Below are 25,375 nucleotides of genomic sequence, written 5' to 3' on the forward strand. Positions count from 1 at the left end.
AATATTTCTGATGTGGACAGATTACTTGCAAAACAATAGATCTATTAAAGCAATCTATGATTTTGAACCATCGTTGCAAAATATAGAAGTACATGAGTTATCCTTTAAAAGAGACGGCTCCAGCATTTATGTAAGGTTGGATCTGAATGAACTACCAAAGACACTTCCAAAAAAATGGCAGATAGGTAAATTTAATACTGTGCAGTTAACATTTGATTTTTTTGAAGTATCAGAAATATCAATGAATGGTTGGGGAAATAAGATTAAGGCGACAATTTCTCTGGAGTCAGATGAAAAAGGGTTGCATGTGAACATTAATGGTGACTTTAGCTTAAATTTCATTGCCGCTGGCGTCGATTTAAACTGTATTTCTGCATATTGTGACTCTTTAAAAGAGCATTCAGAGCAACCCGAAGCTTAGAATAAATAGATATATAGGTTATTTTTCTATCTCGAATCCAAAGCCTCGCACTCGCGGGGCTTTTCTGCACCTCTAATACGTAAGGGAGTAAATATAATATTGCCCCTGTAGGTAAATGTTGATATTTTGAACAAGTGCTTTTCAGAATACTGATAGTGCGACACAATTTTACTTAATAATGCTTTGGCTGAAAGCTAATGTGCTAAGGAAAAATATGAACATACCAGAAGTCGATTTGGTGTTAGCTAACACCAATGCAACGGTTGTAAGACAAAAACTTCCTCGTACCACCTACGGTTCAAAAGACGCCATAATTCAGATCATTCGTGACGCTGTTGATATGGAAGAATCCATACGAAACATTTATGCTTTTGCTTTAGAGGGTAGACCAGATGCTGGCCGTGATAGTTATCTTGCATTCCTAGTTGAATATCAAAATGACCACTTTGATTTATTTGACGACAGCGAAATGAACATGGGTAATACATCAAGAGAGTACGAAGTCATATCAATAGTGCAACATATGTCACTGTTGGCAAATCCTAACCATCTGCTTTATTCAGTCAAGCGTTTGCCATACCAATTAAGAGATTTACCGCCACTTCAAGCCGCTTGCTTGGTTAAGAGCCAGTCATTCAAACCCTTATTGCCCAATTGGCAAACATTTCTGGCTACTTTCAACAAAAACATGCAAATATACTCCAAATCAGTTTATCAAACAGAAAATTGGGAAGTTCTTTACGATGAAGCAAAAGCAGCTTTAAGAGATATCAATGTGTGCTCTATTCATCAGTTTATTTGTAACCTAACAGAATATGCGCAGCTAAATTTAGGGCTGATTCGAGGCCATGAATTGCGAGTATTTATTTGCACCAAGGGGAATGAATGCCAAATTTGTTTTGTGCCTGTTGAAAATGCTTACACTGTTTACCAGCAAATAGAAAATCATTTAACTGAATTTGTATACGGTGATTTTTTACCCGAGTCTATCATCCGAAGCCCTGGTCAAAGATTGTTGTCGCTCAGTAAAACAGAACTAATGCCCGCTTGCCAAGATAATTTGTGTTGGGTGTTTAGAGAAAACCAATCTGAGTTTGATGATTAAAAGCAATCATAATAGTATCTTGCTGAAGTATACATTGTTGCAGTAAGGTACTTAAAAATTACAAGTGATATCCACCTTAAACCTCGCGCCTAAATTTAGCTATTATTAGCTCATTTAATTCTATAGATCTTTTTTACCTTTTATTGCGCCTACTATGCTGAATTTAAATGGAATAGTTTGCTAATTTAAATTGGATCTGATGCTGACTTTGTTTGGACTTGCTGCTGAAAGTGATTGGATTTTGCACCCTTTATTTATTAAGCTAATATCCACCGTAGTAAAACCGCTGAAGAACTATTTCAAGTGTTCGATATCCGAAACATCTATCGCTCTGATGGATTGAGTGCAAAGTATGTGGCCAAAGCAGGTTCAACTTTACAATCAGAATAACTGCGAGTGTCGCTGATAAAAGTTACTTTTTTGAGCAAGCTCATGCAGACCGAGTTAGCTTGCAAACCAGAAGCAAACTTATCAAAAATCATTAGCCTTAATACTCCTGCTGAATTTTAATATTTCCAACGCGAGTTGGTACTTTTACTACTAGAGCGCCTGACAAGATCAGATGTAACGGGTTAAATGAACGGCTATTCTTAATGTGATTTATGCCTTCTTTTCGCCTAGTTAAGCGCAGTCTTGTCATATTGAAAAAATTACAAAGAACCCCAAACTAGTCATTTTTTGTTTTTTCTGTGACTTTTCAACTTTTCTCTTTGCTTGCGACCGACCCAAAATAACAGATAAATCGCAACGATAATGAGTATAAGCGCTAAGCTTCCGGCATTCGTCATAAAAACCATAAGCAAAATCCGAAATCAGTTTAATGAATAAACGATAGCGCACTTTGCTTGAGTTAGCATTGCGCCTAAGTCATTTTCAGGCGCTAAAAAGCTCAATACACAGCTCGTATTAGGCTCTACCTGTCATACGCTTTAACGTGTCGTCTTTATCAATGACGTGGTGTTTTAATGCGCCTGCGACATGAAGCAAAATTGCAGCACTCAAACAGTAGCCAATTATCCAATGGCTTGCTTTAGAAATTACGAATATTGACTCGTTATATGGCACAATACTGTTATCAACAACATTTTCGCTGACTAAAGACAAACCAAAAATATCAACGCCATAGCCACCAAAGCCCGAATATAACATGCCACTTACTGGCATCATGAGTGTACCTATAAGCAAAATCCAATGGACTAGATGAGACACTTTTTGTTCCCATTGGCTATGAGCACAATTCGCTTCTGGGAAGCCTTGAATGAGCCTGTAAATAACGCGGGGGAGAATCAGTAACAGCGCCAAAACTCCCATGCTTTTGTGTATGTCATATAATGCCCAGACCTCAAAATTAGCCATGTAAATACCAACGATGATTAGGCTCAGCATAGTTATACCGACCAGCCAATGTAATGAGCGGGTCGCTAAAGAGAAGGATGTATTTGTCATAATGTGTTCCTGTCTAGATACTTTAAACAAAGCCTAATGACAGGGCGAAGCAAAATAAAGCGAGCTGGGGCCACTGGATTAAGTTTGGGGCGTTTTACCAACATCCTCCATTCGTCCCAATAGCTATTCTTTGATTTTTATAGATATATTTTTTGAAAGGGCAAAAGCGCTGTTAACCAGTACTCGCAATATTTAGTTACAGCGTGTAATAAAGTGTATTATTTGTCATCAATTACAGAGGCCGATTTCAGCGCTAAAAAAACTGTAATCTAGCGATAATAAATGTAAAAGGTATGGGCGATGTCAGAATGTAGGGCTTAACTAAGGGCATCACGCACTGTGGCGCGTTTGCTTTTGCTAACAGGCACCACTTCGCCATTCGACAAACATAAATCACCGTGACCCGAGCGATGGTTCTTAAGTGAATGGCTCTTAGATAGGTTCACAAGGTAAGAGCGGTGACATCTGACAAACTGACCATCATCAAGCAACTGCTCCAACTCTTTTAGCGTTTTCCTAACAAGGTGTACGTTATTATTTGTTTTGATCTCAAGGTAGTTTCCACATGCTTGAACAACGTAGATTTCGTCTTGATTAAGCTCGATGCTTGGATTATCTAACTTCAGTACACTTTGACTGCCTTGATTTGACGGCGCCTGTTCATAGGTTGAAGCTGGCAAACAAGGTGCATTAGATGTTTTTAGTTGTAACTGGTGCGTATGTGCTGGTTTATCGGAAGCGGGCTGCGTTTCTCCGTCAATCCCACGCATCATTTTCCACACCACGACAATCGCAACAAAAGCAATTACATGCTTATGCCAGCTATAAAACAAGCTTTCTTGCCAATGCAACTCTTCAGTGTAAACATCAACAAATGTACTTACGAATAGTGCAAAACCAATTGCGTAAAAACCTGTCACCGTATAATTTAATATCGGTCTTTGCTGATTACGGGACGCATTCAAGACAAAACATATAGGGGGAGTCATTACAAGCCAAACACCAAACTCCTTTAAAGACCAGCCTATGGAAGAGATGATGTCTACTTGTTCTTTTGCAATGAGTAAACTGTGGGCCGTGCAATTTAGACATACTGCGGCTAGCACAAAGAGCCAACCGATTAAAATCAATTGATAATCTTCAAATCGTCTTAGGTTGTTTAGAATCGAATGCCCCATTTTCGCCCCTGCTATCTATTTTTCCAAAACCATTAGATGAACAGAGCCAGTGTACCTTTTTATTGAAAAGTAACAACCTAACTCAGTATTTATTAATTTAGCGTCAAATAGCGGGCTAAAAATAGCCCGTGGCGGAGTTTAAATATTATATAACTGCACCAGCGTGGGCACAGTTATATAGCTTGACGTGTTAAGCTAACAAATTAGGGATTTGACCAAATTTGCTCAAGTTTGGAAAAACATCGTTTAACGTTGTGTCGTCCAAACCAAGCCAACGCCCTAATGAGGCCGCATATTGATCCACAGCCATGGTGGGGATCAAACGGCCACTGCCGGCGTCGAGTTCATGATTGAACTCAGCTTGAGGAATATCACCGAAAATCGTTCCGCCATTTATTGCCCCTCCCATTAAAAAGTGATGGGCTCCCCATCCATGGTCAGTGCCATCGCCATTAATAGCCAACGTTCGACCAAAATCAGATGCAGTGAATAGCGTCACATTATTACTTAATCCCATGCTTTCCATCGCGCCATTAAATGCGGTCAGTGCGCCATCAAGCGCGGCTTGTAGCCTAGGGAGGCTTCTGACTTGTTCAGAGTGCGTATCAAACCCACCCATCGCAACCACAAAAATTTGTCGCTTGGTTTGCAGTTGGTCTCGAATTGCAATGGCTCTTGTAACAGACTCTAGTTGACGACCAAGCGACGTTTTTGGAAACTCTGCAATATTAACCGTTTGACCAGAAATCGCTTGGTTGTACATTGCATTGGCCTCAAATGATTGATTTATTTTTGCACTTAAATCTTGTTCGAGGATGTTATTGGTTTGATGTCCAAGTGCACTAAAATGGGCTTGCACCTCATCATTTCCAGCAAACTGTGCCAACACATCAATGGTCGCAGCCTTGCCATCCGTTACATGATAAGGCGTGGTGTTTGTTCCTGTGACTAACAAGCCAGCGCTTGAAGTTGTGATTGCAGAGAACGTATTCGCCTGCTGTGCGCCAGAGTTAATCAAGGCATCATTGAGCTTACCGGCCCAACCAAACTGTGCACCCTCCGCTTTACCAGACATCCAAGTACTTTGCTGATCATTATGCGAAAATAACCTTGATGGTAACTTGGCGGTCTCAGCTTGTATTTGGCTTGCAGTCACAGGCTCAAGTAAAGGGCCAACATTACCTACAATTGATAGCTTGCCTTGCTGGTATAAATTTGCGATCCCCGCCATTTCTGGAGGTAAAGCAAATTGCCTCCCTGCAAATCTCGCTGGCGTGTTAATTGGTTTTAACCCCGCCAAATCACGTTTGGTTGTATACTGATTTAGTAATGGCTGTCTAATTTGTGCCCACTTATTATAGCTGTCAGTATCGAACGGAATAACCGTATCATGATTGTCCATTCCACCATATAAAAATACACATACTAATGCGCGGTACTCATCACCTTCTACCGCAGTATTTGCCAAAACTTCTCCCATGTTCAAAATAGAAGAAGCAACTACACTTGCACTCGCACATTTCAAGAAATTACGTCTATTCATAGTATTACCTCCTATTTTTGAACCAAATAATCAGGCGAAGACATCACCATAAGAATTGCTAAATGAACACGAGGCAAAAAACCATCATCCTCATCGCTTGGGATTTTGGATAGCGCAGTCGTGATATTTTGTTTAGTTTGATCACTTAACTGCTGAGCACACAATAGCAAGTCTAAATAGGCAACTAACTCAGTAGGGGAGTCTGCAATTTCTAGTAGTGGGTCATAATTGGGTCTAAAACTCTGCAACGCCTCCTGGAGATCGAACTCCACACCTATCTCATCGAATTCCTCTTTTAGTTCATCAACATCGGCTTCTTGTTGCTGACCCATGACAAAGTAGGTCATGAAGTTTATATAGCCGGGAATGGAGCTTGCGTTTGTAATTTGCAATTCAGGCGCAACTAAGCCAAGTTCTGCACTTTTACTGCCCGGCGCTTTATATCCCGGACGAAAGTAATTAAACACGCTCGGAGAACGATAGGGATGTTGTCCTAAATCTGCTGTTGCACCCGTCTCCCATAATTGCGGAATATATTTAGGTTCAATATTTTCCACATTGAATGCCCTTGCCCAATGGGTAAAGCGTAAAATAGGCTCACGTATTTTACCGCCATTTTCTGCCGCTTGCGTTCGAGCTTCTTCATCAAACAAAATTGCGGCGAATGTTGCTGCGAGATCGCCTCTACCTGATGACCCGACACTTGAACCATCAGGTAACTCAAAACTTCCAGACTCAAAGGCATTTACCACGCGCGAAGTATATTCTGGACTTGGGTTTGAAGTAACAAGCCTTTGAATCAACTGTTTACTTACAAAAGGCGCTAAGTTTGCGTGATTAAATATATGATCTAATGCTTGTGTGATAGAGGCCTTTGCACCGGTTCCTGCGGGGATGGTCAACCCTAAGAATACTTTTTCTTTTTCTGAGTGGGATTCAGGAAAGATTTGCATCGGCTTGGTAAATCGCGTGTTGATCAGCTCTTCAGGATCATCCTCATTTAGATTTAAACCCGTAAACACTCTCGCCAAACCAGTAATGTCAGTGTTGTTGTAAAGCTCCACCGGAGCGCCTTCACTATTCAGTTTTACACTGCCATCTTTATTAAGCGCAACGATGCCAAGCGTGAACAGTTGAAGCAATTCTCGAGCGTAATTTTCATCAGGCATCCTGCCTGTTTGTTCATTTCCTTTTTCACTCCCCATATAAGTTAAGTAGTGTCCCATAGCAGGAGAGTAAGTAACCAACTCTAGTATATGGCGATAGTTTCCAAAAGCATTTTGAATCAAAATGTCTTGATAAGCTGCAACGGCTTCTGGAATGTCAGTTAACACTTCACCACCAGCATTTGAAACCACTAAGAGCTCTGACAAAGCAAACGCCACTCTCTGCCTGAGTTGATCTTCACCTGCGATGCTATTTCGCCAAAAAGCCAATGATGTTTGTTCTATGTGAAATAAATTAAATCCATCGTCTGGGTCATCTGGTGCTGCTGCGACTACCGAAGGCAAAACTAGGCTAGCAGGTTGTTCCATTTGCGCTTTGAGCCAATCAGAAGCACTCTTTTCATGCAAGGACACGATTTGCGTAGGTGTTGCGCCAAATGTCGCCTGCTGTATGAACCGAGAAACTTGCTGTTTTGATGAAAAAGTCTCGTCAGACTGAGTCGAATCGCTCTGATCTCCGTTATCCTGATCGGAGCCACCTTGGTTGGAGCCACCTTGGTCGGCATCCCCCTGATCTCCTGAAGAATCTCCGCTGTTATCAGTGTTGCTATCACCCCCTTGACTGTTGTTATTATCGGCATTATTTTGCACTGAAGTTGAGTTTTGGTTAGATGCGTTGTTTGAAACATTACTATTGTTGTTTTGCTCACTGCCTCCACCGCCACCGCAGCCTGTTAACTGGCTGATTAATAGCGCAAAGGTAAAGTACAATATGGTACTTTTTACTGTCATGATCTGGCCCCATGCTTATTATTGTAACTTTAATAAGTGTAGAGCCATATGCCGGTTTTGTGTTTTACACTTGTCATACAACAAGCATACAAAATTGTATTATTAGCAATTATTAATTAGAAGTAGGTACTTCTATGTTAAAAACTGCACCTTTTTGTTCAGGCAATAAATCAAGCCTTGCATCATGAACCTGACAGATTGCCTTAACAATGCTCAGCCCTAAGCCATTTCCGGGTTTGGAGCGGCTAATGTCAGCGCGGTAAAACCGCTCAAAGACATGAGGCTGATCGATTTTCGCGATACCAGGTCCGTTATCACCTATTTGCAATAGCGCAGAGCCGGTGTGGCTTTGTAAGCGTACCCATACATGCGCATCATTGTTACTGTACTCAAGTGCGTTTTCTAACAAATTACAAATCAACTGACTAAGTAAGTCTGCATCGCCAAAGCAAATTACATCATTCACTGTGGAAATTTCCAATATTCGCCCTGAATCTTCAAAAACAGGTAAATAGCTCAGTGCTAAATCGTATATAAGCTCTGATAGATTAAGCTTTACGAACTTTTCTTTATGCTGGCCCGACTCAATGCTGTTAAGACGAACTAAATTATTAAAGGTTGAAATAACGGCAGATAAGTCATTGCTTGCATGGTTCAAATGCGTTTCAATTAAATTTGGATCATTTATGTCATGCTGCATGCTTTGCAATCGGTTTGCCACTCTCGATAACGGTGTTTTCAAATCATGCGCAATGCCCACTGACATCGTTTTCATATTACCGTGTAAATCAGCTATCGCATCCAACATAGCATTTATGCTTTCAGCAATATCGCGATCACAGGATGCTCTTTTGGGCACGGGTAATCGCGTTGAATCAGGAGCTTTTGCAATTTCTATTAGCGCCTTTTTGGTTTGGCTCAATTTTGCCTGATTTTGATACTGTATAAATAAAATCGTACACACCACAAAAACGACAAACAGACTAATGAAATAAAAATATAAACGCCAAATCGCAGCGGCAATAAAACGACTTTCATAGCTCTTTGGCTGTAACATAGTTACATGCAGTGCATCGCCTAAGTCAATCCGAATTGTGAGCACATCAAATTGCTGAGGGCTATCGAAGCTTATTGTTTGCCATGTAGGGTTATCATCCGCATTAAAGCTAAGTTGGCTGCCCAACAACAAACGGTTCGCCTGAACAACTTTAAATAGATTGTCATGTTCGTCTAACCGCTCTAGGCTTTCATTACGACCCCAAATAGGTCTGTCGTCTAACTCTAAGTCATCTAGTATCCAATCCAAACCATGTTCTTCGTACTGGGATTTAAGCTCTTCGCTTAGCTCTGCCAATTCTAATTCCTGCTCTTGAGTAATAGAATTAACAATGAAAGTGCCGCATAGAGCAAAGAGGGCAGAGCAGATGATAAAAATCACACCAGTAAACAAACAGGCGTTTTTAAAGTCGTAGGTTTTTAATCGATTAGTCATGATCAGAAAGAATGTATCCGCTACCACGAATGGTTTTTATCAATTCAGTTTCAAAAGGTTTGTCAACTTTATTTCTCAAACGAGAAACATGCGTTTGAACAAGGCTCGTTTTAGGGTCAAAATTAAATCCCCAGACCTTTTCTAATAACATGGTTTTGGTAACCAATTGCCCCGGGTTCATCATTAAATATTCGAGGATTTGGTATTCCTTAGGGTTAAGATCTAGCGCTTGACCACGTCGTGAAACTTTACGAGCAGTGCGCTCAAGCACCAAATCACCAATGCTGAGAGAGAGGGCTTCTTGCTTAAGGGGCTGGCGTCGCGTTAACGCTTTGAGTCTTGCATATAGCTCTGAAAAATCGAACGGCTTCACTAAATAGTCATCTGCGCCGGCATCCAAACCTGATACGCGATCTACGGTTTCGCTTAAAGCCGTTAACATAATGATAGGCGTCGCAACGTTACTGCCTCTCAAAATACGGACTGCGTCGATCCCATCCATATTAGGTAGCAATCGGTCAAAAATAATGACATCAAACTCTTCAGAGGTCGCAAGTATCATACCTTGTTGAGCGGTACCTACATGATGTGCTACATCACCATTTTGTTCTAAACCACGCTTAATAAAGTCAGCGGTATCAAAATCATCTTCAACAATTAGTACTTTCATATCATCATTAGTTTTCTTTTTTTACAGTGTAACCGATTAAAACCAATGACAGAGATACAATTTTGTATGGAAGGAAAATAAAAAGGTCAGCGTATTGCTGACCTGCATGCGTATTTTGGCTTTTTGAGTTAGCTTTACAATTGACTGTTACAACTTGCTCGTGTCGACTTTTAAAGACGCTAAGTGCGCTTTAATTTCCATATCTACATTTTCCGACTTGGTGCCACCTAAATGCTTGGCAAAGAAGGCTTCCATCGCGATGACTGTTGCAACTTTATTGCTGTGCTTTTTAAAACCGTGTCCCTCATCTTTTGCCAATATGTATTCAACGTGACGACCAGTTTTATGCAACTCTCTAGCTATGTTGTCCGACTCTATTTGCGTTACACGGGGGTCATTTGCGCCTTGGATCAACATCAAAGGGGTTTTAATTCGATCAACGAAATTAATCGGCGAGCGGGATGCCATGTCAACTCTATCTGATTCAATTAGCGGGTCACCAACCGCCTTGAACCAAGTGCCTAAGTAAGGACGGTACACTTCTGGCCAAGACTCAACCAATGTAATTAAGCTAGACGGTCCAACATAGGAAATCGCGGCTTGATATAAATCCGGTGTAAATGTGGTACCCGCCAGTGCGGCATACCCTCCATACGAGGCACCCATAATACCGACACGTTTCGAGTCGACGATCCCTTGTTTGATTAAGAAGTGAACGCCATCGGTTAAGTCCTGTTGCATTAACCCAGTTCCCCAATTACGCTCGCCCTGCATTGTAAACTGCTTACCAAACCCTAAAGAACCTCTGAAATTTGGCTGTAATACGGCATAACCTCTGTTAGCAAAGAAATGAGCGAATGGCACAAAGTAATCACTACTATAACCCCAGTAATCCCTATGCCATGGGCCACCGTGTGGTAATACAATCAAAGGCAAATCAACTTGTGATTGTCGAGGTAGAGTCAAGTATGCTTGGATCTGCTGGCCATCGCTTGCGGTGTAAGTAATACTTTTTCTTTCACCTAACAAGTTAGGATCAACCTTTGGTTTTTGATTCAGTAAATCGATAAATTGTTTACTACTCGCAGAATAAACAAATTTGCGTTTGGGCCTTTGAGCTGATGACACCGAAATATGCCACTGGTTTTGCTGGTGGTCTATCTTGTCGACCAAGATATCAACGTCTTCATCAAAATTAGCATGAATTTGCGACAGCACATTTGTCGCAGTTTCAGTCAACGGGTAGTTTCTTAACCTTCCGCCATAGTAAGAAGCAATCAACGGCTTTCCACCTTGATCAAACACAATATGATGTAAATCTGACTGGTCTAGTGGGTCTTTGTGCGCTGTCGTGATTTTATCAGTAGACAAATCAACTAATAACAGCTCTTGCTTGTCTCTGCCCTGTATATCAGCGCTGATATATGCCGTATTTGAGTCTTTGTCGTAGCTATGAAAATCGAACGTTTCTCCTGGCAATGTTGTCATCACTTCCACCCACTTGCCGTTGCTAAACTTATAAAGTGTACTGGAATTATCCCGGTTTAAATTTGAGCCCAGAATTGTTTGACCTTCGTCATTGATAAATTGCCCATTGAACCCGAGCTTATTTTCGAAGACATTGGTCATTTGTTTTGTTTTCATATTCAAGTGAAACAAATCAATTCTACTTTTATCGTCATGATTAGCTCCTATCACCAGCATTTCTGGAGACGCGCTAAGTTGTGCCTCGAATTCATAATTAACATCATCATGGGGCGTTAACCGCTCAACGGTAGGGGGCAGGGTTAACTCTTCTTTGAAATTTAAACGAAAAATTTGGCTATTCTCATTTCCCTCGAAGTCTCTGAAAACAATTAACTCATTTTTCCTTGAGGACCATTGAAAACCATCAATGCCATCGCCGTAGTTAGTCAAGGGGATTGCCTGACTTAACGCGCCCTCCTGCGGCACCACAAAAAGGTTTTGTGCGCCTTCATGCACTTTCATAAAAGCTATCCATTTACTGTCTTTAGACATCGAGACGCCAAAAATCTCACTTTTATCGAATATTACTTCGACAGGTACCAGGGTATGTTTAGCAGCTTGAAATTCAACCGGTTTCGCCGAGTCAGATGTCGTGCCACAACCAGATAAAAGCAATCCGGTACACACCGCTGCGCTGATAAGTGACTTTTTAATCAAAGAAAATTTGTCTGTCATAGTGAGATACTCCGTAATCAACCTAAAAACATCATTGCATGAATATTTATTATTGTAAAACGATAATTTTATGTTTTTTTACAGCAATATTTTTATGTGTTAATATAAACTGAGTGAAAGTTAGGAGTAGATGTATATGTCACCATACGCATATAAAGTGCAAAAGCTCAGCAAAACCGTCAGATGGTCAATGCTCGGAGTTTCCGCAATTGTGCTGCTTTTTATGGGCTACCAACTGATTTTAAATGGGCAAGTCAGATACATTGATAGCAGCCCATTTATCGCGTTGTGGGAGTCAAATGATGTCAGTCGGACTATCTTGTTTTTACTTTCTGCACCAACACTGTTTTTGGTGTTTTTCAGTATTTACTGGATGAACAAATTACTATTAGAGTTTCAACGTGGTGACTTTTTTAGTCATACATCTTTTCGCTGCTATATCGGGTTTGTTTGGACCAAAATTACTTCCATTTTGTATGGGACGTTGCTTAATTTCGCAATGGGTATGTGGCATTCAAAGTTCTACGCATCGACAGACATAGTTGTAAAGGTAGAGTTCGGATACCTCACTACGCTGATCTTGCTAGCGATTATTGCGCATCTACTCAAAGCTGCAAAAGAACTTGAAGACGAAAACAAAGAGTTTATTTAGTCATGGAAATTATCGTAAATCTTGATGTGATGATGGCCATGCGCAAAGTATCGTCAAAAGAGTTGGCGAAGGCCATTGGTATCACCGAAGCGAATTTGTCTTTATTGAAGCGAGGCAAAGTAAAAGGCGTTCGATTTGAAACGCTTGCAGCAATTTGCAACTACTTAGAGTGTCAACCTGGGGATATCTTAGCGTTTAAAAAAGACGTGTGAATACATTAGCAAGAAACCAAAAAGGCAGTCTACATCTAGCCATTAGTATGCATCAAGTACCACATAGGCTGTTTTTGTGATGGCTTATGTGGCTGCCTTGTATGGTCGCTCCACTTTAGGTGCATTGTCAGTTTCTAAATATCCAGCTGCTAAGCACGTTTACTTACTGCAGTGTATCCAGCCTAATAATGACACTTAATCCCCCAAATTCACTGTGCTGAGCAACAATACTTCCACCGTGACGCACGACTAAGTCCTGACAAATGGCTAAACCCAAGCCGGTTCCACCTTTATATAACGACTTATTCTTCTCACTCTGATACATTCGCTCAAATATTGATTCCAGCTCGTTTTCTAATACACCTGGCGCACTATCAGATAACGAAATTAGTAATTGTTGCTGTGATAACTTCGCCGCAAATTTTATTTTTGCGGGCGACGCGGTGTATCGAAGGCTATTTGATAAAAGATTTGTAAGCACTTGAGTAAGTCGATCTCTATCAGCACTAATAGTTGTGGAACTGGGTAAGTCTAGATCGGTTTCAAAGTGATACCCATGCTGCTGAGATACTCTTCCTTTAGCGTCATTACACCATGACTCTAACCATGATTTAACCAATACATCTTCTAGGTTTAATGCGCGCTCATCGAGCTCTGTACTGGCTAGCTGATCAATATCTGCAACCAGCAAGTTAATATCTCCGATCCTGCGATGCAACAATTGATACGTTTTTTCGGAGTCTTCAAGCAGATTGTACTCGAGACCTTCAATAGACATTTTCAATACACTTAAAGGTGTACGAATTTCATGAGACACTTCTGCTAACAATTGTTTTTTTCTTTCTAATAACGCCTCTGAAAACTCAGCTCTGTCTTTAATTCGCTGTTGCTTTGCCAAAAAGCTAAATCGCCACTGAATAACGACATAAATAAGCAATATAGTAGTAAACAGTAGTAATGAATAAGCCCACCATGTTTGCCACCAAGGCGCTAACAAGATAAACGAATAACTTGTCGGCTCACCGGTCTCGCTCGAAGTAATTGCCCTAACTTGGAATTCATACTGTCCAGGGGTCAGGTGGTTATAGGTAATTTCACTCAAAGAAGCAGGCTCACTCCAAGCTTCACTACTTCCCAGTAAGCGCGTTTGATATAAAACTCTCTCAGGTGTTGCCCAATCATTGTGACTGAACTTAAAAAATATCTGCAATGTGTTGGGGGAAAACTCGACAAACTGCTCAACGGAACTTTTACCAGGCGCATGTTGATGAGGCCCAGAGTCACTTAAGGAGAAAACCTCTAAGATCCTGCTTTGTAAACTGGCATTTAAATCTAAACTGCTCGGGTCGAAATAGGTCACGCCACTACCTGAGCCCCAGTAAAAAGTGTTATCTAAATACACTGCTGTATTTAAAGTAGCGTCTACAGCCAAATAGCCATTGTCATAGGCAAACGAGTCTATTCTTAACGGTAGTGCGTTATCAAATATATGCTCCGTTTTCAGTCGATTATTCCCTCGTTCTGTCCCAATCCACAGGTAATCGTTGTGAACCTTCAACCCCAAAACAATATGGCTGCTCAACCCTTCAGTCATACCAATATGTCTGCCTCTCCACGTTCTTCCTTGCGATTGCAAAACCAAGACACCTCGGCGAGAACCAATATACATAGTGTTATCGTCACTTTGAGCAATACTATATGCCCAATCACTTGCTAAACCAGTCGCTTCTGTGAACCTGTATACATAATCATTTTCGAGGTAGTAGGTCCCGCCACCGTTGGTCACAAACCAAATTCGCTCACTTTTATCTGAAAACACGTCAATAACGTATTCTTCTTTAGCAAGATCCAAAAACTGTAGCGTATTATTACAACTTCTATAAAGCCCTTTCGCCGTTGCCATGTACATACACTGATTTGGCGCCCTAATAATTTGATGGACTATATCTGCTTGTAGACCGAGATCATGCCAAAGGTGCAATATACGCTCATTGCCTAGTACCATTGCGCCTTGTCTACTGCCAACCCAAACTCGGCCCTCATGATCTTGTGCAATAGAGTGAATATATTGATTGTCCAATTTAAGGCTGGGTTCTAACCACTGACCTTTATCTAAGACCTGAATGCCCGTACCGTACTGGCCAACCCATAATTTGGAGTCTATATTGGCTAACGCACTAACACGTTCACGTCGTAAACCGCTGCGCTTTGTTAGCAGCCTAAAACCATTTTCCTTAATTCTATTGATACCTGCACCATAAGTAGAGACCCAAATATGGCCCTGCGCATCTTGCATTAACCCGCGAATATGTTGATCGCTCAAGCCGTTTTGTTTGTTGTAAACGTAAGCACTTTCATTCTTTACCTTAACAACGCCTTTGCTGTCGTCGCCAATCCAAAGTGTATTCTGTATTTCATCAAAAAACAGGGCGGTGACATTGAGTGAGCCAATACCTGATAAATAATGTACGTCTTGGCTCGCCTTATCCAATGCACAAATACCATCGTTGGCTACAGCCACCGTTATTCTATTTGTTGTGTTAGTTATTGACGTGACTGCACCATCACAGCGATTTTCAAAAACAACAGTAGACAGTCGATCTTCCGTAAGACGGTACAATCCGGTTGTCGAAGCAATCCAGAGCTTGCCATTGTCCACAACCAAATCATTTATCTTGCCTATAGGTTTAAGTCCATTAACTTTTACCAGTGTATTATTTCGGAATTTATATAGTGCAGCATTGCTTGAAAAATAGAAGGTATCGCCTAGCACAGCGATACGATTAATCTTTTCTTTAAAGCCTGCTTCCTCAGCCTTTAGAGTGTAAAAAAACTTGCCATCAAAAGTATTTATGCCTCTGTCTGTCGCCAACAAAAATAACCCTGAGTCGGTCATTTTTATATCCCAGACACGGTTATTGCTCAAACCATGCACATCGGTAAAGCACCTAAAATAGTCGGCGATATACTGGCATACTCCCTCACCATTTGTTGCTAACCAAAGTACTCCCTGTGCATCTTGCGCTACTTTGTATACCGATCCCGTAGGTAAACCTTGCCGAGGAGAAAAGTGTCTAATATCAGACAAAGTATTGAGTTCATATTGAGCTGACTTTACTTTGCTCCAATGATTGAAAGGCCTTGCAGGCGTAACTTGATCAAACGTCGCGTTGGGAATTAATTCATATGATATTGTATTGTCTTTAAACTCGTATCGATTTGCGTCTATCCAGCCTACCGATTTTGGTCTATCCAAATCTATTTGTGTTGCAAGTTCAAGAGAGGGCTTACCCGATGGTAATGAAAGCGTTGACACATTCTGCCAAACAGCGGTTTGGACTTTATGTACTTTTACTTCAAAAACAGCGTCGTCGACAGACGTACTTTGTGCCGCAACAAAACACGACACCATCAGACACAACAAAAATACGGCTAGTTGATACAAAAATAGAGTTCCCAAAGCAGGTTGCTTAACATTTATAAGTCGAGTCGTAGCACTAAGTATCTGTATACTGGCCCTTTTTGATGATTTAGTTCTATTCTAGCCTCTTATAGAAGAAATAATAAAGATCAAGCAAAAGAAAGGGAGGCATACTACGAAGAGATATAGTATCACATAAAATTATTTAATAAATGGTAAGGATATCAGGGCAAAGCTTAGTTTTTTGGGTGTGTTTAAACGCGCTCATATGTATAGCAGCTTGCAAATTAATTAAGCGCGCTTGGGCTAAATACGTCTCAATCGATTGCTCGTTTGAAAACCCTCAGCGCTCTCTGGGTTAATTAGAAGATCTATTATATAGATTTTTACAACGCATCATAGGAAATGGATCCCAGGGTTTACGTGATAACTGAATGAGTGTGAATCGCATTAGAGTTTTATGAAACCCCGCGTTAGGTAAAGCTGCTTTTACTGTTTTAATAAAACTTGGCGCTATGCCAAATTTAATTGCACCACCAGAGAAATCCACAAGATCGGCTTTTCTAAATACCTCGGTTAATTCCTCATAGGGGCCGTGGTAGGTTTTAATCAAATGGTGCATATCAATGATGATTTGTACTTCATCAGCAATATTTTCCTGATCGTTGCTCGCCAAGTACGCTCTACATTCATTGTATGAAGGCACGAGATAGTCGACACGCTTGTGGGTCCATAACGCAATATCATGAAACGCAGCTGCTATTTGTAATTTTTCGCTCTGTGCTTGATCTAAATTCTCATGTAAATAATGACAATAATTAAGCATACGCATAACGTGGTTTTTGTAGCCGGTAAAATCTTCTCCAATCGTATTTATGTATTTAGACAAAATTTTGTCTGCTACCGGATAACTCTTTTTTACTCTCATTTTAAGGCCCGTTAAAAGCTATTGATTTGCTATAGAAGTGTACATACGCCAAAAGCTCTGCAACAATGGCCATAAAGACACTTACCATTACTATTTGGCCATATTTATGAAGCATGTCGCGATTGTAGCTTTTGAAGGGATGAGCATGTTTCATCTGTCAGTTCCACTGGCGATATTCTCCGATGCCACTTTCGATAAAAACAGTTTTTCTGTTAAAGTTTGTGCCGAACATAAAGGTCCTATTTCGGTCTCCGGCGGGGTAGATTTATTTATATCGCATACCTTTGAGGCAGCTGCGCAAGCAGACATTATTATTGTTCCTAGTTGGCCACCTGAACAAGAAATAGCAAGCAGCTTTCGTCACCTTCTACTCGATGCTTATAAACAAAAAAAACTCATCGTTGGATTATGCTTAGGCGCCTATGCCTTAGCATATTCAGGTTTATTAGACGGTAAAAAGGCAACAACGCACTGGAAGTTTGGCAGCGATTTTAAAAAACGGTTTCCTAGTGTAGACCTAGATACCAACCCTTTGTTTGTAATCAACGAAAACATAATTACGTCAGCTGGCAGTGCGGCAGCAATTGATTGTTGCCTTCATATTGTAAAAAGTATTTATGGGGTCAAATTTGCAAATCAAATTGCTAGGATGATGGTCTCGCCACCAAGTCGAACAGGTGGCCAAAATCAGTTCATAGAAAGCCCTGTTGTGCACAAGCCAAGCGATACCCGGCTTGCCAAACTAGTTGATATCTTTCAACAAGATTTATCCGATAGCATAACGGTTAAACAAGCAGCGAGCCTGTGTTCGATGAGCGTACGCACATTTACGCGTCACTTTAAGGCCAACTACGGTACAAGTTTTGTTTCGTGGCAAATTATGATGCGTTTGAACGCGAGTCTCGAACTACTGGAAACATCTCAAACGAGTATTTCTACCATTAGCGAAACGCTCGGTTTTAGCTCTGAACAAAATTTTAGGAAACACTTTAAGGCGCAGTTTGATTGTTCTCCTCAAGCTTGGCGAGCGCTCTTCAACAGCAAATAACTAAAGTTACCGTTTAAGGCCAACCCATGCTCTGGCTCCTCTCTGCCTTGGTATTTATAACCCCGGCTTGAAAAAATTTCTGGCTGTAAGTTTCGAGAAAGTTTGTCCCTTTATCCTCTTATTCGTAGACAAATTAAGCCCAACAAACTTATCAAAAAACTAAGGAGAACTTATGAAACTATCTGTATTGGCTTTGGCATCGACATCCGTAATCGCTATCAGCACAGCGGCTATAGGCCAAGAGCAGGACGAAGAGCTTCGTTTTGGCCTCGGGGGCGCAGTTGTAACACAAGATGAAGGTTACAAAGACGTCGGTAGTGAAACACAATTTGTCCCTGCGATAGCAATTGAATATGGTGATTTTAGATTGCTAGGTCCGTACGCGTCATATACATTTTTTAAAACAGATTCATTTGAACTTGCCGCAACCGGTATGCTTCGCCTTGATGGTTATGAACAAGCTGACGGCGATATATTCAAAGGAATGGAAGATAGGGACATGAGCTTTGACTTTGGGCTTGAAGCAGAAATAGACACAGATTTCGGTGAATTTGGCTTAAAGTACACACAGGACGTCACCAATACGCATGAAGGATACGAAGCGACGCTTTCTTATGGCCTGCCAATCATGGTAGAGAAAGGACGAATAGTCCCTTACATTGCTGCAAGTTATGCCAGTGAAGATTTGACCAACTATTACTATGGTGTAAAAGCAAATGAAGCAACTGCAGATCGCACCTTCTACCAAGTAGATAGTGCAACAAACTTTGAAGTCGGTGTCAGTAGTGACTGGTTTTTTGGCCAAAACCATATGATTAAGGCCGATATAAGTTACACGTCATTTGACAGTAGCATTAAAGATTCTCCCCTAGTGGACAAGTCAGGGACTTTCCAAGTTCTTCTGGGGTACGTTTATGTCTTTTAGCCAATTTACTAAAAGTACACTGATTTCCTTAAACTATTTAGTCTTCGCTGCCGTGTTGCAGGGCTGCGAAGACAAAACGGAAATCGTGCCAGAAAAAAAAGCCGTGCAAGTTCGTCATGCAATCGCATATGCAGTTCCAGTCCCACCGCCCAGTAAGGTATTTTATGGCAAGGTACAAAGCAGTAAAGGTTATGAGATAGCGTCATTCAGTAATGGCAGGGTAGAGTCAATGCCTGTAAAAGAAGGAGAATATGTCAAAAAAGGCCAGTTACTTGCTAGGCTATATTCGCCTTCTTTAGAGGCCATAGTATTGCAAAAAAAAGCCCAGCTAAGCGCAGCTTTTGCTGCGTCGGACGACGCACGAAAAGAACTCAAACGAGTCACAAACCTTCATACGCAAAACTTAGTCCCTGTTGCCACGTTAGAGCAAGCTCAAAAAGTAGCTAAAGTGTCTGCTGAGTCTGTATTTGAAGCGAAGGCTTCGCTGTCACAAGCCCTCAATCAACTCGAGGATATTTCAATTTATGCTGTTGAGGATGGTCTAATTGCAAAGCTCTTTGCTAGGGAAGGTCAATTTGTGTCTGCCAGCGAGCCTATTATCAGACTTGAAGAGACTGGTAAGCAAAAAGTTTTATTTTCAATTCCTGAGCAAGACGCTCTCAACCTCAATGTGGGCGATACTGTACACGTTTTAGTGCGAACTTCGAGCCAGGTGCTTACCGCTAAGGTAACAGAAAAAGGCATCCCAAAAATCTCTGGTCCTGCTTTGTTTTCAGTCACTGTTGAGTTAGAAAAAAGTACCGTTCAATCACTAGGCTTGACCGCGAAGCTTATAATCCCGCTAACTGACAGCCGAGTTTACAGTATTGCTGCCAGCGCTGTGCGTTTCACAAGCGAAGGGCAAAGCTACTTGCTGGATAACAGTTTGTACCATTATAAAATAAATTTACTTGCGACCCGAGGTGACAAATTATTGATAAGCGCGGCCTCCTTGCTTGAAGGCGTCGCATTTAATACCGCACCAGAATCAACCCTTGAAAAAAACTTAATGATCGCTAAAGAGGGCGAATATGAGTAGTACGAATGACATAAACGAGCCTTGGTACCAAAACCCTCGGCTCGTTTTAGGGATTATTAGCATCTTTGTTCTCGTCGGTATCGCAGGATGGTTCACTGCGAGTGAGCAAGAGGACCCGCAGTTTCCATATCGAAACGGTTTTATTTCACTCAATGCTAACGGAATGACTATTTCGCAAATTAGAGACAAAGCAGTTGTTCCGATAGAACGTTTGCTCAGTGAAATTGACGAAATTCGGACTTATCAAGCTCGTATAAAAAACGGTAATGCCACAATTGACATCGAACTTGATGAACACATATACAACACCGACAGCATATGGCAGAGAATTAAAAGTGATATAGCAGGCCTCGAGGGGAGTATTGCCCCAATCAATGTATCTGTAAACGATAGAGCTCAAGATACGCAAGGAATCGTGATAGCGATTAACGGACCTCATACACTTGCAAAAAAACGAGAACTGGCCCTAAAACTACGCTCTGAAATAGAGCAAGTTCAAGCTATCAGGAGCGTCAAGTTGGTTGGCGACCCTCAAGAGCAAGTAGTAATAGATTACTCAATGCAAACAATGCACGACACAGGCTGGTCGCCTTTTGAAATCGCTAGTCTATTTGAAAACCCAGAAGGAAAAGCCGCAACATTACAATCAAATGGACTGACTACAAACCTGAGTCCAGTAGGAAAAGTTGACAGCGTTGAAAAAATTAAAAATACACAATTACAGCTACCAGATGGCAGTGCCGTTCCCCTTTCAAGTATCGCAGACATTTATTCCAGAACAAATCCAACTGCACCTGAACAGTTTATTTTGAGAGGGGAACAAGTCGTTGGATTAGCAATTTCTTTGCCTGCTAATACCGTACGGGTGACCGAAGTCGGTGAGCAAATTCTAAAGACAATTGAGCGATTCAATGCGCGTTATACTGACCCCCCCGCTGAAATCGTATTGTTTCAACCAAGATGGACAGATGAGCGAAAATCGGGCTTGTTGACGTCACTTGCTACCGGTTGCATTGGGGTCGCTATTGTATTGATGCTTATGATGTCTGTAAGAACTGCATTTGTCGTTGTGGTTTCTATCCCTACAATCGCACTTTGCGCTCTCGGTGTTTTTACGGCGGGTCAGGGCGTTATTCACCAAATGACCATTGCTGGCATGGTACTTTCTTTGGGCTTGATGGTGGATAACAGCATCGTTTTAGCCGAAAAAATCCTCCAACTCATTGAGCAAGGCAAATCAAAACTCATCGCGTGTAAGTGGGCTGTAAAGGAGCTTTACAAGCCACTTGCAACAGCTACGGTAACTACGATAGCTGCTTTTTTACCGATGCTATTGGCGACAGGTAACGTCGCCGATTTTATTGCTTCGATCCCTATCTTAGTGATCCTGTGCATCAGCTTCAGTTACTTGGTAGCGCTAACGCTTGTTCCCGTTCTAGCTAAGTTTACTTTTAAGTCTGCCCATGTGAAACAACAATCAAAACCCTTCTTTAACATTTGGGGTAGAAACATCTGTGGTTTTGCATTGGAAAAGCCAAAAACGGTTTCCTTGATGTTCGTGGCTACCTGTGTCGCGATGCTTGTTTTGCCTTCTAAAAATGGCGAATTTTTCCCAAAAACCAGCCGCAATCAAGCTTATGTAGACATTCTACTTCCATATGGGACCGATATAGTGCGCACTACGCAAACCGCTACGGCCGTAAGCAAAGCAATTGATTCATTTGCAGAAGTAACCAACGTATTTTCATTTAGTGGATCTTCTGGCCCGCGTTTTTACTACAACTTGGTCCAACAGCCTGGCGAGCGCAATGTCGCCAGAGTTGTATTTGAGGTGACGCCAGACGCTGATGTTTCAGATCTTGTCGAGCGCCTTAATCACTTTTTGCCAGAACAATTTCCAAGTATTTTGGTTGTAGCCAGAGAATTGGGTCAAGGCCCGCCAATTGAAAGTCCTATAGAGCTTAGGTTAATTGGCGAGCAACGTGTTGATTTATACCACGCTGCTGAGCAAATGTTGGCGCTGTTAATGTCTAAACAAGAAACTCAAAATACTAGACGCGCTTTCAGTTATGGCGTACCTCAACTTACAATGCAAATAGACCAACAAGCTTTGAAATCTGTTAATTTAACTGAGCAGCAAATCGCCACATTTATAGCATGGCAAGGGAGTGGACTACATGCATCGACCCTTTTATATAAGACTGAGCCGGTGGATTTAATCATACAAGACTCTAGCTCAACTCAAGATATCGAACAACTTCTTGCTTTAGATGTAATCAATGCGCAAAACGAATTTTTTCCTCTTTCTTTGATTGGTGAGGCACAAGTGAAAGGCATGCTAGGTGTAGAAACAAGGAGAAATGGTAGAGAAGAAATTAGAGTATTGTCAGATGTAAAAGTTGGTGTAGATGAGGAATCTCTGCTTCTTTCGTTACTGCCCGAATTGAGAGATATCGCCGAAAAACACAAGATAACGCTTGAACTCGGTGGCGAGTTTGCTGAATCAGAAGAAGCTAATAATGCTTTACTGCTGGCGTTACCTGCTGGGCTCGTATTGTTATTTATCGCCTTAATATTGCAATTTAATTCTTACCGACTGACATTATTGGTCATGGCAAGTATTCCTCTTGGAGCGATTGGTGCACCGACCATGCTAGCCTTAGTAGGTGTACCATTTGGGTTTATGTCTTTGCTTGGCGTCTTAGCGCTTACAGGAATTGTAGTGAACACTGCTATCTTACTTATAGACAAAGCCATCCAAGATATAAAACGAGGGATAGATAAAAATGTAGCAATCATCAATGCCGTAGAGACAAGGCTTAGAGCTATCATGCTTACTACAGTAACTACTATTGTGGGCATGCTGCCACTAACATCGTCCCAAAGCCCTTTGTGGCCACCGTTAGCCTGGGCTGTGATAGGTGGATTAATTACATCTACGATTTTAATGCTGGTCATTATGCCTATCTGGATGAATTGGCTAATTGATCCAAAAAGGTACATTCAACGAATTAATGAGTGCAATAAATAAAAGGACAGTCAAAGCATATGCGAATTTTAATCACTGAAGATAACAAACAACTTGCACAATTTATTCAACAAGCCATTTTGCAAGATGGGCACGCCGCAGATATAGCAAACTGCGCAGCACAGATGCACAGTTTATTCGACGGTTGGCAATACGACGCTCTTGTTTTAGATCTCGGGTTACCTGATACCGACGGCATAGACGTGATCCGCGAATTAAGGGCAAAAAACAACCCTATACCGATTTTGATACTCACAGCACGAGGTGGCGTTGAAGATAGAATTAAAGGGCTCGACTTAGGAGCAGATGATTACTTAAACAAGCCCTTCGCTATAGATGAGCTAAAGGCTAGACTCAGAGCAATCCTGCGAAGACCAGTCGAGTATGCGGGTAACATACTGACTCGCGGCAACATTGCTGTAGACACGAAGTCTCGACGTGTGCTTATTGACGAGGCCAACATCAGCATGGGTAAAACCGAGGTTGCGATTTTAGAATACATGATCAGACATGCCAGTTTAACTGTCAGTAAGGAGGCGATTTACGATGCCATTTACGCTTTGGGTTTTGAAGTCACAGACAACGCAATTCAGGTCGCGATGCATCGCATTCGCAAAAAGTTAGAACAGGCAGGCGCGAGTGCAGAAATAAAAACGATAAGAGGTATAGGGTACATCCTGTCATGAAACATATAGACATCACCAATACTGACTCACTTGCGCGTAAATTATTTCTGCTTTTTACCGTTTTAGGGTGTGGTGTGTTCGCTTTGATAGCGGGTATTCTATTTTTATTTTCCATAAACTTTGCCAATATTGCCGTAGAAAAAAGCATGCATGGCATGGCGGAAGATATTCCCGATACGCTGCATTTCAACAAAGACGGAGAGCTCATTTACACTGCGACTAACATGGCCAAAAAATGGGGCTACGATGCGTTGTTTAATAACCTCGCATTCAAAGTTTCGGATAGTCAAACTGGTGAGGTCTTACTTACATCGAATCCATATCAAGCAACGTCAGCGGCGCTACTGGCATTACCAAGGGAGATGCCCGAAGGATATTCATTTTCCAACGGTATTGATAGATACCGAATTGCGGCAGAAATACAGGGTAGAACACTATTTGTAGACCTAGCACGTGATGACATGATAGGTGAACTGGCTAACGAAGCCGTACTCCCAATGTTAGGTCAAGTGCTGACGTTGACAATGGTCTCAGCCTTTCTCATATTTATTTTCGTCGGGTATATATCTATCAAAGCTGTTGTTAAGCCAGTTAAGAACGTAGCAGCTCAACTAGACAGCATTGAGCCGTCTCAGCTCGATAGACGCTTGGACAATGAAGGTGTACCCAGTGAGATGTTACCGCTTGTGAACGCTCTAAACGAAACGATGGACAGAGTTGAGACGGGCTTCAATGAACAAAAACGCTTTGTTGCAAATGCGGCACATGAGCTAAAAACGCCATTAGCAGTTTTAAGAACTCGACTAGAGTTAGCAAATTTACCAGATAAGATCGGCTGTGAACTGATGGGTGACATTACCTATATGACTCGTGTCGTAGAACAACTATTAGACTTATCAAGAGCACAAAACCAAAATAGTTACTTGCATAAGCCTGTAAACGTCTCCGACATTGCAAAAGATGTTTGCATGCTCCTAGGGCCTCTTACTTTAACCTATAAGAAAGAGCTCGCTCTTGAAGAAATCGACGAAAATACAACAGTGATCGGCGACCAAGCAGCATTAATCATTATGCTTAAAAACTTACTAGAAAACGCATTAAAGCACGCGTCAGAAGGTGCGCAAATCATCGTCGAAGTCGCAAGTGACAGAATATCGGTCAAAGACTCTGGCCCAGGCATTAAGGAAGAGGACCGTGTAAAATTGTTCGAGCGGTTTTGGCGCAAAGAGCAATCAACATTAACCGGCAGTGGCCTTGGCTTAGCCATTGTCCATGAGGTAGTCGTTGCACATAATGCTCGAATAGATGTAGAGTGCAAAAACGACATGGGTGGTGCGACGTTCCATGTGTATTTTTATGACAAATCAGTTTAAGTAAATACC

Annotated in this window: 20 protein-coding genes; 10 read left to right on the plus strand and 10 right to left on the minus strand. The window is 41.5% G+C overall.

The window, feature by feature from the left end; all coding sequences use genetic code 11:
- Window positions 1-10 precede the first annotated feature (10 nt).
- On the plus strand, window positions 11-421 hold the full coding sequence (locus tag N480_RS02535) for an Imm50 family immunity protein (protein WP_063370962.1): 411 nt from the start codon (window positions 11-13) through the stop codon (window positions 419-421).
- Between the two features lie 214 nt (window positions 422-635).
- The gene (locus N480_RS02540) at window positions 636-1,526 is read left to right on the plus strand and encodes a hypothetical protein (protein ID WP_063370963.1); all 891 of its coding nucleotides are present in this window, start codon (window positions 636-638) and stop codon (window positions 1,524-1,526) included.
- Window positions 1,527-1,849: 323 nt separating this feature from the next.
- Here the strand turns inward: N480_RS02540 and N480_RS25190 are convergent, their stop codons facing one another.
- The 8 genes from N480_RS25190 to N480_RS02575 form a co-directional block, all read right to left on the minus strand.
- Complete coding sequence (locus N480_RS25190) at window positions 1,850-2,008, minus strand: hypothetical protein (protein ID WP_155732743.1); 159 nt, start codon at window positions 2,006-2,008, stop codon at window positions 1,850-1,852.
- Window positions 2,009-2,432: 424 nt separating this feature from the next.
- The gene (locus tag N480_RS02545; RefSeq protein ID WP_063370964.1) at window positions 2,433-2,972 is read right to left on the minus strand and encodes a cytochrome b; all 540 of its coding nucleotides are present in this window, start codon (window positions 2,970-2,972) and stop codon (window positions 2,433-2,435) included.
- Between the two features lie 317 nt (window positions 2,973-3,289).
- Entirely contained in the window at window positions 3,290-4,150 is an 861-nt protein-coding gene (locus N480_RS02550; protein ID WP_063370965.1) for a LytR/AlgR family response regulator transcription factor, read from the minus strand.
- Between the two features lie 190 nt (window positions 4,151-4,340).
- Window positions 4,341-5,693, minus strand: a complete 1,353-nt coding sequence (locus tag N480_RS02555) for a DUF1501 domain-containing protein (RefSeq protein WP_063370966.1) — start codon at window positions 5,691-5,693, stop codon at window positions 4,341-4,343.
- 11 nt (window positions 5,694-5,704) lie between these two features.
- Window positions 5,705-7,651: a DUF1800 domain-containing protein gene (locus tag N480_RS02560; protein ID WP_063370967.1), complete on the minus strand. Its 1,947-nt coding sequence runs from the start codon at window positions 7,649-7,651 to the stop codon at window positions 5,705-5,707.
- 112 nt (window positions 7,652-7,763) lie between these two features.
- Window positions 7,764-9,005, minus strand: coding sequence for a sensor histidine kinase (locus tag N480_RS02565; RefSeq protein WP_196761437.1), 1,242 nt, complete (start codon window positions 9,003-9,005; stop codon window positions 7,764-7,766).
- A gap of 130 nt (window positions 9,006-9,135) precedes the next feature.
- On the minus strand, window positions 9,136-9,813 hold the full coding sequence (locus N480_RS02570) for a response regulator transcription factor (RefSeq protein ID WP_063370969.1): 678 nt from the start codon (window positions 9,811-9,813) through the stop codon (window positions 9,136-9,138).
- Window positions 9,814-9,960: 147 nt separating this feature from the next.
- Window positions 9,961-12,015, minus strand: coding sequence for an alpha/beta fold hydrolase (locus N480_RS02575; RefSeq protein WP_063370970.1), 2,055 nt, complete (start codon window positions 12,013-12,015; stop codon window positions 9,961-9,963).
- A 136-nt stretch (window positions 12,016-12,151) separates the two neighbouring features.
- On the opposite strand from N480_RS02575, the gene N480_RS02580 reads away from it, so the two are divergent.
- Window positions 12,152-12,667 carry a DUF2975 domain-containing protein gene (locus N480_RS02580; protein ID WP_063370971.1) on the plus strand — a complete coding sequence of 172 codons (516 nt, stop codon included), beginning with the start codon at window positions 12,152-12,154 and terminating at the stop codon, window positions 12,665-12,667.
- A gap of 2 nt (window positions 12,668-12,669) precedes the next feature.
- Entirely contained in the window at window positions 12,670-12,879 is a 210-nt protein-coding gene (locus N480_RS02585) for a helix-turn-helix domain-containing protein (protein ID WP_063370972.1), read from the plus strand.
- Window positions 12,880-13,042: 163 nt separating this feature from the next.
- Here N480_RS02585 and N480_RS02590 read toward each other — a convergent pair whose 3' ends face one another.
- Both N480_RS02590 and N480_RS02595 read right to left on the minus strand, forming a co-directional pair.
- On the minus strand, window positions 13,043-16,324 hold the full coding sequence (locus N480_RS02590) for a two-component regulator propeller domain-containing protein (protein ID WP_155732744.1): 3,282 nt from the start codon (window positions 16,322-16,324) through the stop codon (window positions 13,043-13,045).
- Window positions 16,325-16,658: 334 nt separating this feature from the next.
- Complete coding sequence (locus N480_RS02595; RefSeq protein WP_063370974.1) at window positions 16,659-17,228, minus strand: HD domain-containing protein; 570 nt, start codon at window positions 17,226-17,228, stop codon at window positions 16,659-16,661.
- 106 nt (window positions 17,229-17,334) lie between these two features.
- On the opposite strand from N480_RS02595, the gene N480_RS02600 reads away from it, so the two are divergent.
- From N480_RS02600 to N480_RS02625, 6 genes are all read left to right on the plus strand, one after another.
- The gene (locus N480_RS02600; protein WP_063370975.1) at window positions 17,335-18,276 is read left to right on the plus strand and encodes a GlxA family transcriptional regulator; all 942 of its coding nucleotides are present in this window, start codon (window positions 17,335-17,337) and stop codon (window positions 18,274-18,276) included.
- 172 nt (window positions 18,277-18,448) lie between these two features.
- On the plus strand, window positions 18,449-19,201 hold the full coding sequence (locus N480_RS02605; protein WP_063370976.1) for a MipA/OmpV family protein: 753 nt from the start codon (window positions 18,449-18,451) through the stop codon (window positions 19,199-19,201).
- Window positions 19,191-20,279, plus strand: a complete 1,089-nt coding sequence (locus tag N480_RS02610) for an efflux RND transporter periplasmic adaptor subunit (protein ID WP_063370977.1) — start codon at window positions 19,191-19,193, stop codon at window positions 20,277-20,279. Before N480_RS02605 ends, N480_RS02610 begins: the two co-directional genes overlap by 11 nt.
- Window positions 20,272-23,310 carry an efflux RND transporter permease subunit gene (locus N480_RS02615; RefSeq protein WP_063370978.1) on the plus strand — a complete coding sequence of 1,013 codons (3,039 nt, stop codon included), beginning with the start codon at window positions 20,272-20,274 and terminating at the stop codon, window positions 23,308-23,310. Before N480_RS02610 ends, N480_RS02615 begins: the two co-directional genes overlap by 8 nt.
- Before the next feature lie 17 nt (window positions 23,311-23,327).
- The gene (locus tag N480_RS02620) at window positions 23,328-23,993 is read left to right on the plus strand and encodes a response regulator transcription factor (protein ID WP_063370979.1); all 666 of its coding nucleotides are present in this window, start codon (window positions 23,328-23,330) and stop codon (window positions 23,991-23,993) included.
- The gene (locus N480_RS02625; RefSeq protein ID WP_063370980.1) at window positions 23,990-25,366 is read left to right on the plus strand and encodes a sensor histidine kinase; all 1,377 of its coding nucleotides are present in this window, start codon (window positions 23,990-23,992) and stop codon (window positions 25,364-25,366) included. The genes N480_RS02620 and N480_RS02625 overlap by 4 nt, the downstream gene beginning before the upstream one ends.
- Window positions 25,367-25,375 lie beyond the last annotated feature (9 nt).

This window comes from Pseudoalteromonas luteoviolacea S2607, from assembly GCF_001625575.1.
Classification (GTDB): Bacteria; Pseudomonadota; Gammaproteobacteria; order Enterobacterales; family Alteromonadaceae; genus Pseudoalteromonas; species Pseudoalteromonas luteoviolacea_E.

Coding starts and splice junctions, on each gene's coding strand:
- N480_RS02550 (WP_063370965.1), bottom strand. CDS start 4,150: ATGGGGCATTCGATTCTAAACAACCTAAGACGATTTGAAGATTATCAA.
- N480_RS02535 (WP_063370962.1), top strand. CDS start 11: ATGTGGACAGATTACTTGCAAAACAATAGATCTATTAAAGCAATCTAT.
- N480_RS25190 (WP_155732743.1), bottom strand. CDS start 2,008: ATGATTTTTGATAAGTTTGCTTCTGGTTTGCAAGCTAACTCGGTCTGC.
- N480_RS02625 (WP_063370980.1), top strand. CDS start 23,990: ATGAAACATATAGACATCACCAATACTGACTCACTTGCGCGTAAATTA.
- N480_RS02605 (WP_063370976.1), top strand. CDS start 18,449: ATGAAACTATCTGTATTGGCTTTGGCATCGACATCCGTAATCGCTATC.
- N480_RS02540 (WP_063370963.1), top strand. CDS start 636: ATGAACATACCAGAAGTCGATTTGGTGTTAGCTAACACCAATGCAACG.
- N480_RS02575 (WP_063370970.1), bottom strand. CDS start 12,015: ATGACAGACAAATTTTCTTTGATTAAAAAGTCACTTATCAGCGCAGCG.
- N480_RS02560 (WP_063370967.1), bottom strand. CDS start 7,651: ATGACAGTAAAAAGTACCATATTGTACTTTACCTTTGCGCTATTAATC.
- N480_RS02595 (WP_063370974.1), bottom strand. CDS start 17,228: ATGAGAGTAAAAAAGAGTTATCCGGTAGCAGACAAAATTTTGTCTAAA.
- N480_RS02610 (WP_063370977.1), top strand. CDS start 19,191: ATGTCTTTTAGCCAATTTACTAAAAGTACACTGATTTCCTTAAACTAT.
- N480_RS02545 (WP_063370964.1), bottom strand. CDS start 2,972: ATGACAAATACATCCTTCTCTTTAGCGACCCGCTCATTACATTGGCTG.
- N480_RS02620 (WP_063370979.1), top strand. CDS start 23,328: ATGCGAATTTTAATCACTGAAGATAACAAACAACTTGCACAATTTATT.
- N480_RS02600 (WP_063370975.1), top strand. CDS start 17,335: ATGAAGCATGTCGCGATTGTAGCTTTTGAAGGGATGAGCATGTTTCAT.
- N480_RS02585 (WP_063370972.1), top strand. CDS start 12,670: ATGGAAATTATCGTAAATCTTGATGTGATGATGGCCATGCGCAAAGTA.
- N480_RS02615 (WP_063370978.1), top strand. CDS start 20,272: ATGAGTAGTACGAATGACATAAACGAGCCTTGGTACCAAAACCCTCGG.
- N480_RS02570 (WP_063370969.1), bottom strand. CDS start 9,813: ATGAAAGTACTAATTGTTGAAGATGATTTTGATACCGCTGACTTTATT.
- N480_RS02580 (WP_063370971.1), top strand. CDS start 12,152: ATGTCACCATACGCATATAAAGTGCAAAAGCTCAGCAAAACCGTCAGA.
- N480_RS02555 (WP_063370966.1), bottom strand. CDS start 5,693: ATGAATAGACGTAATTTCTTGAAATGTGCGAGTGCAAGTGTAGTTGCT.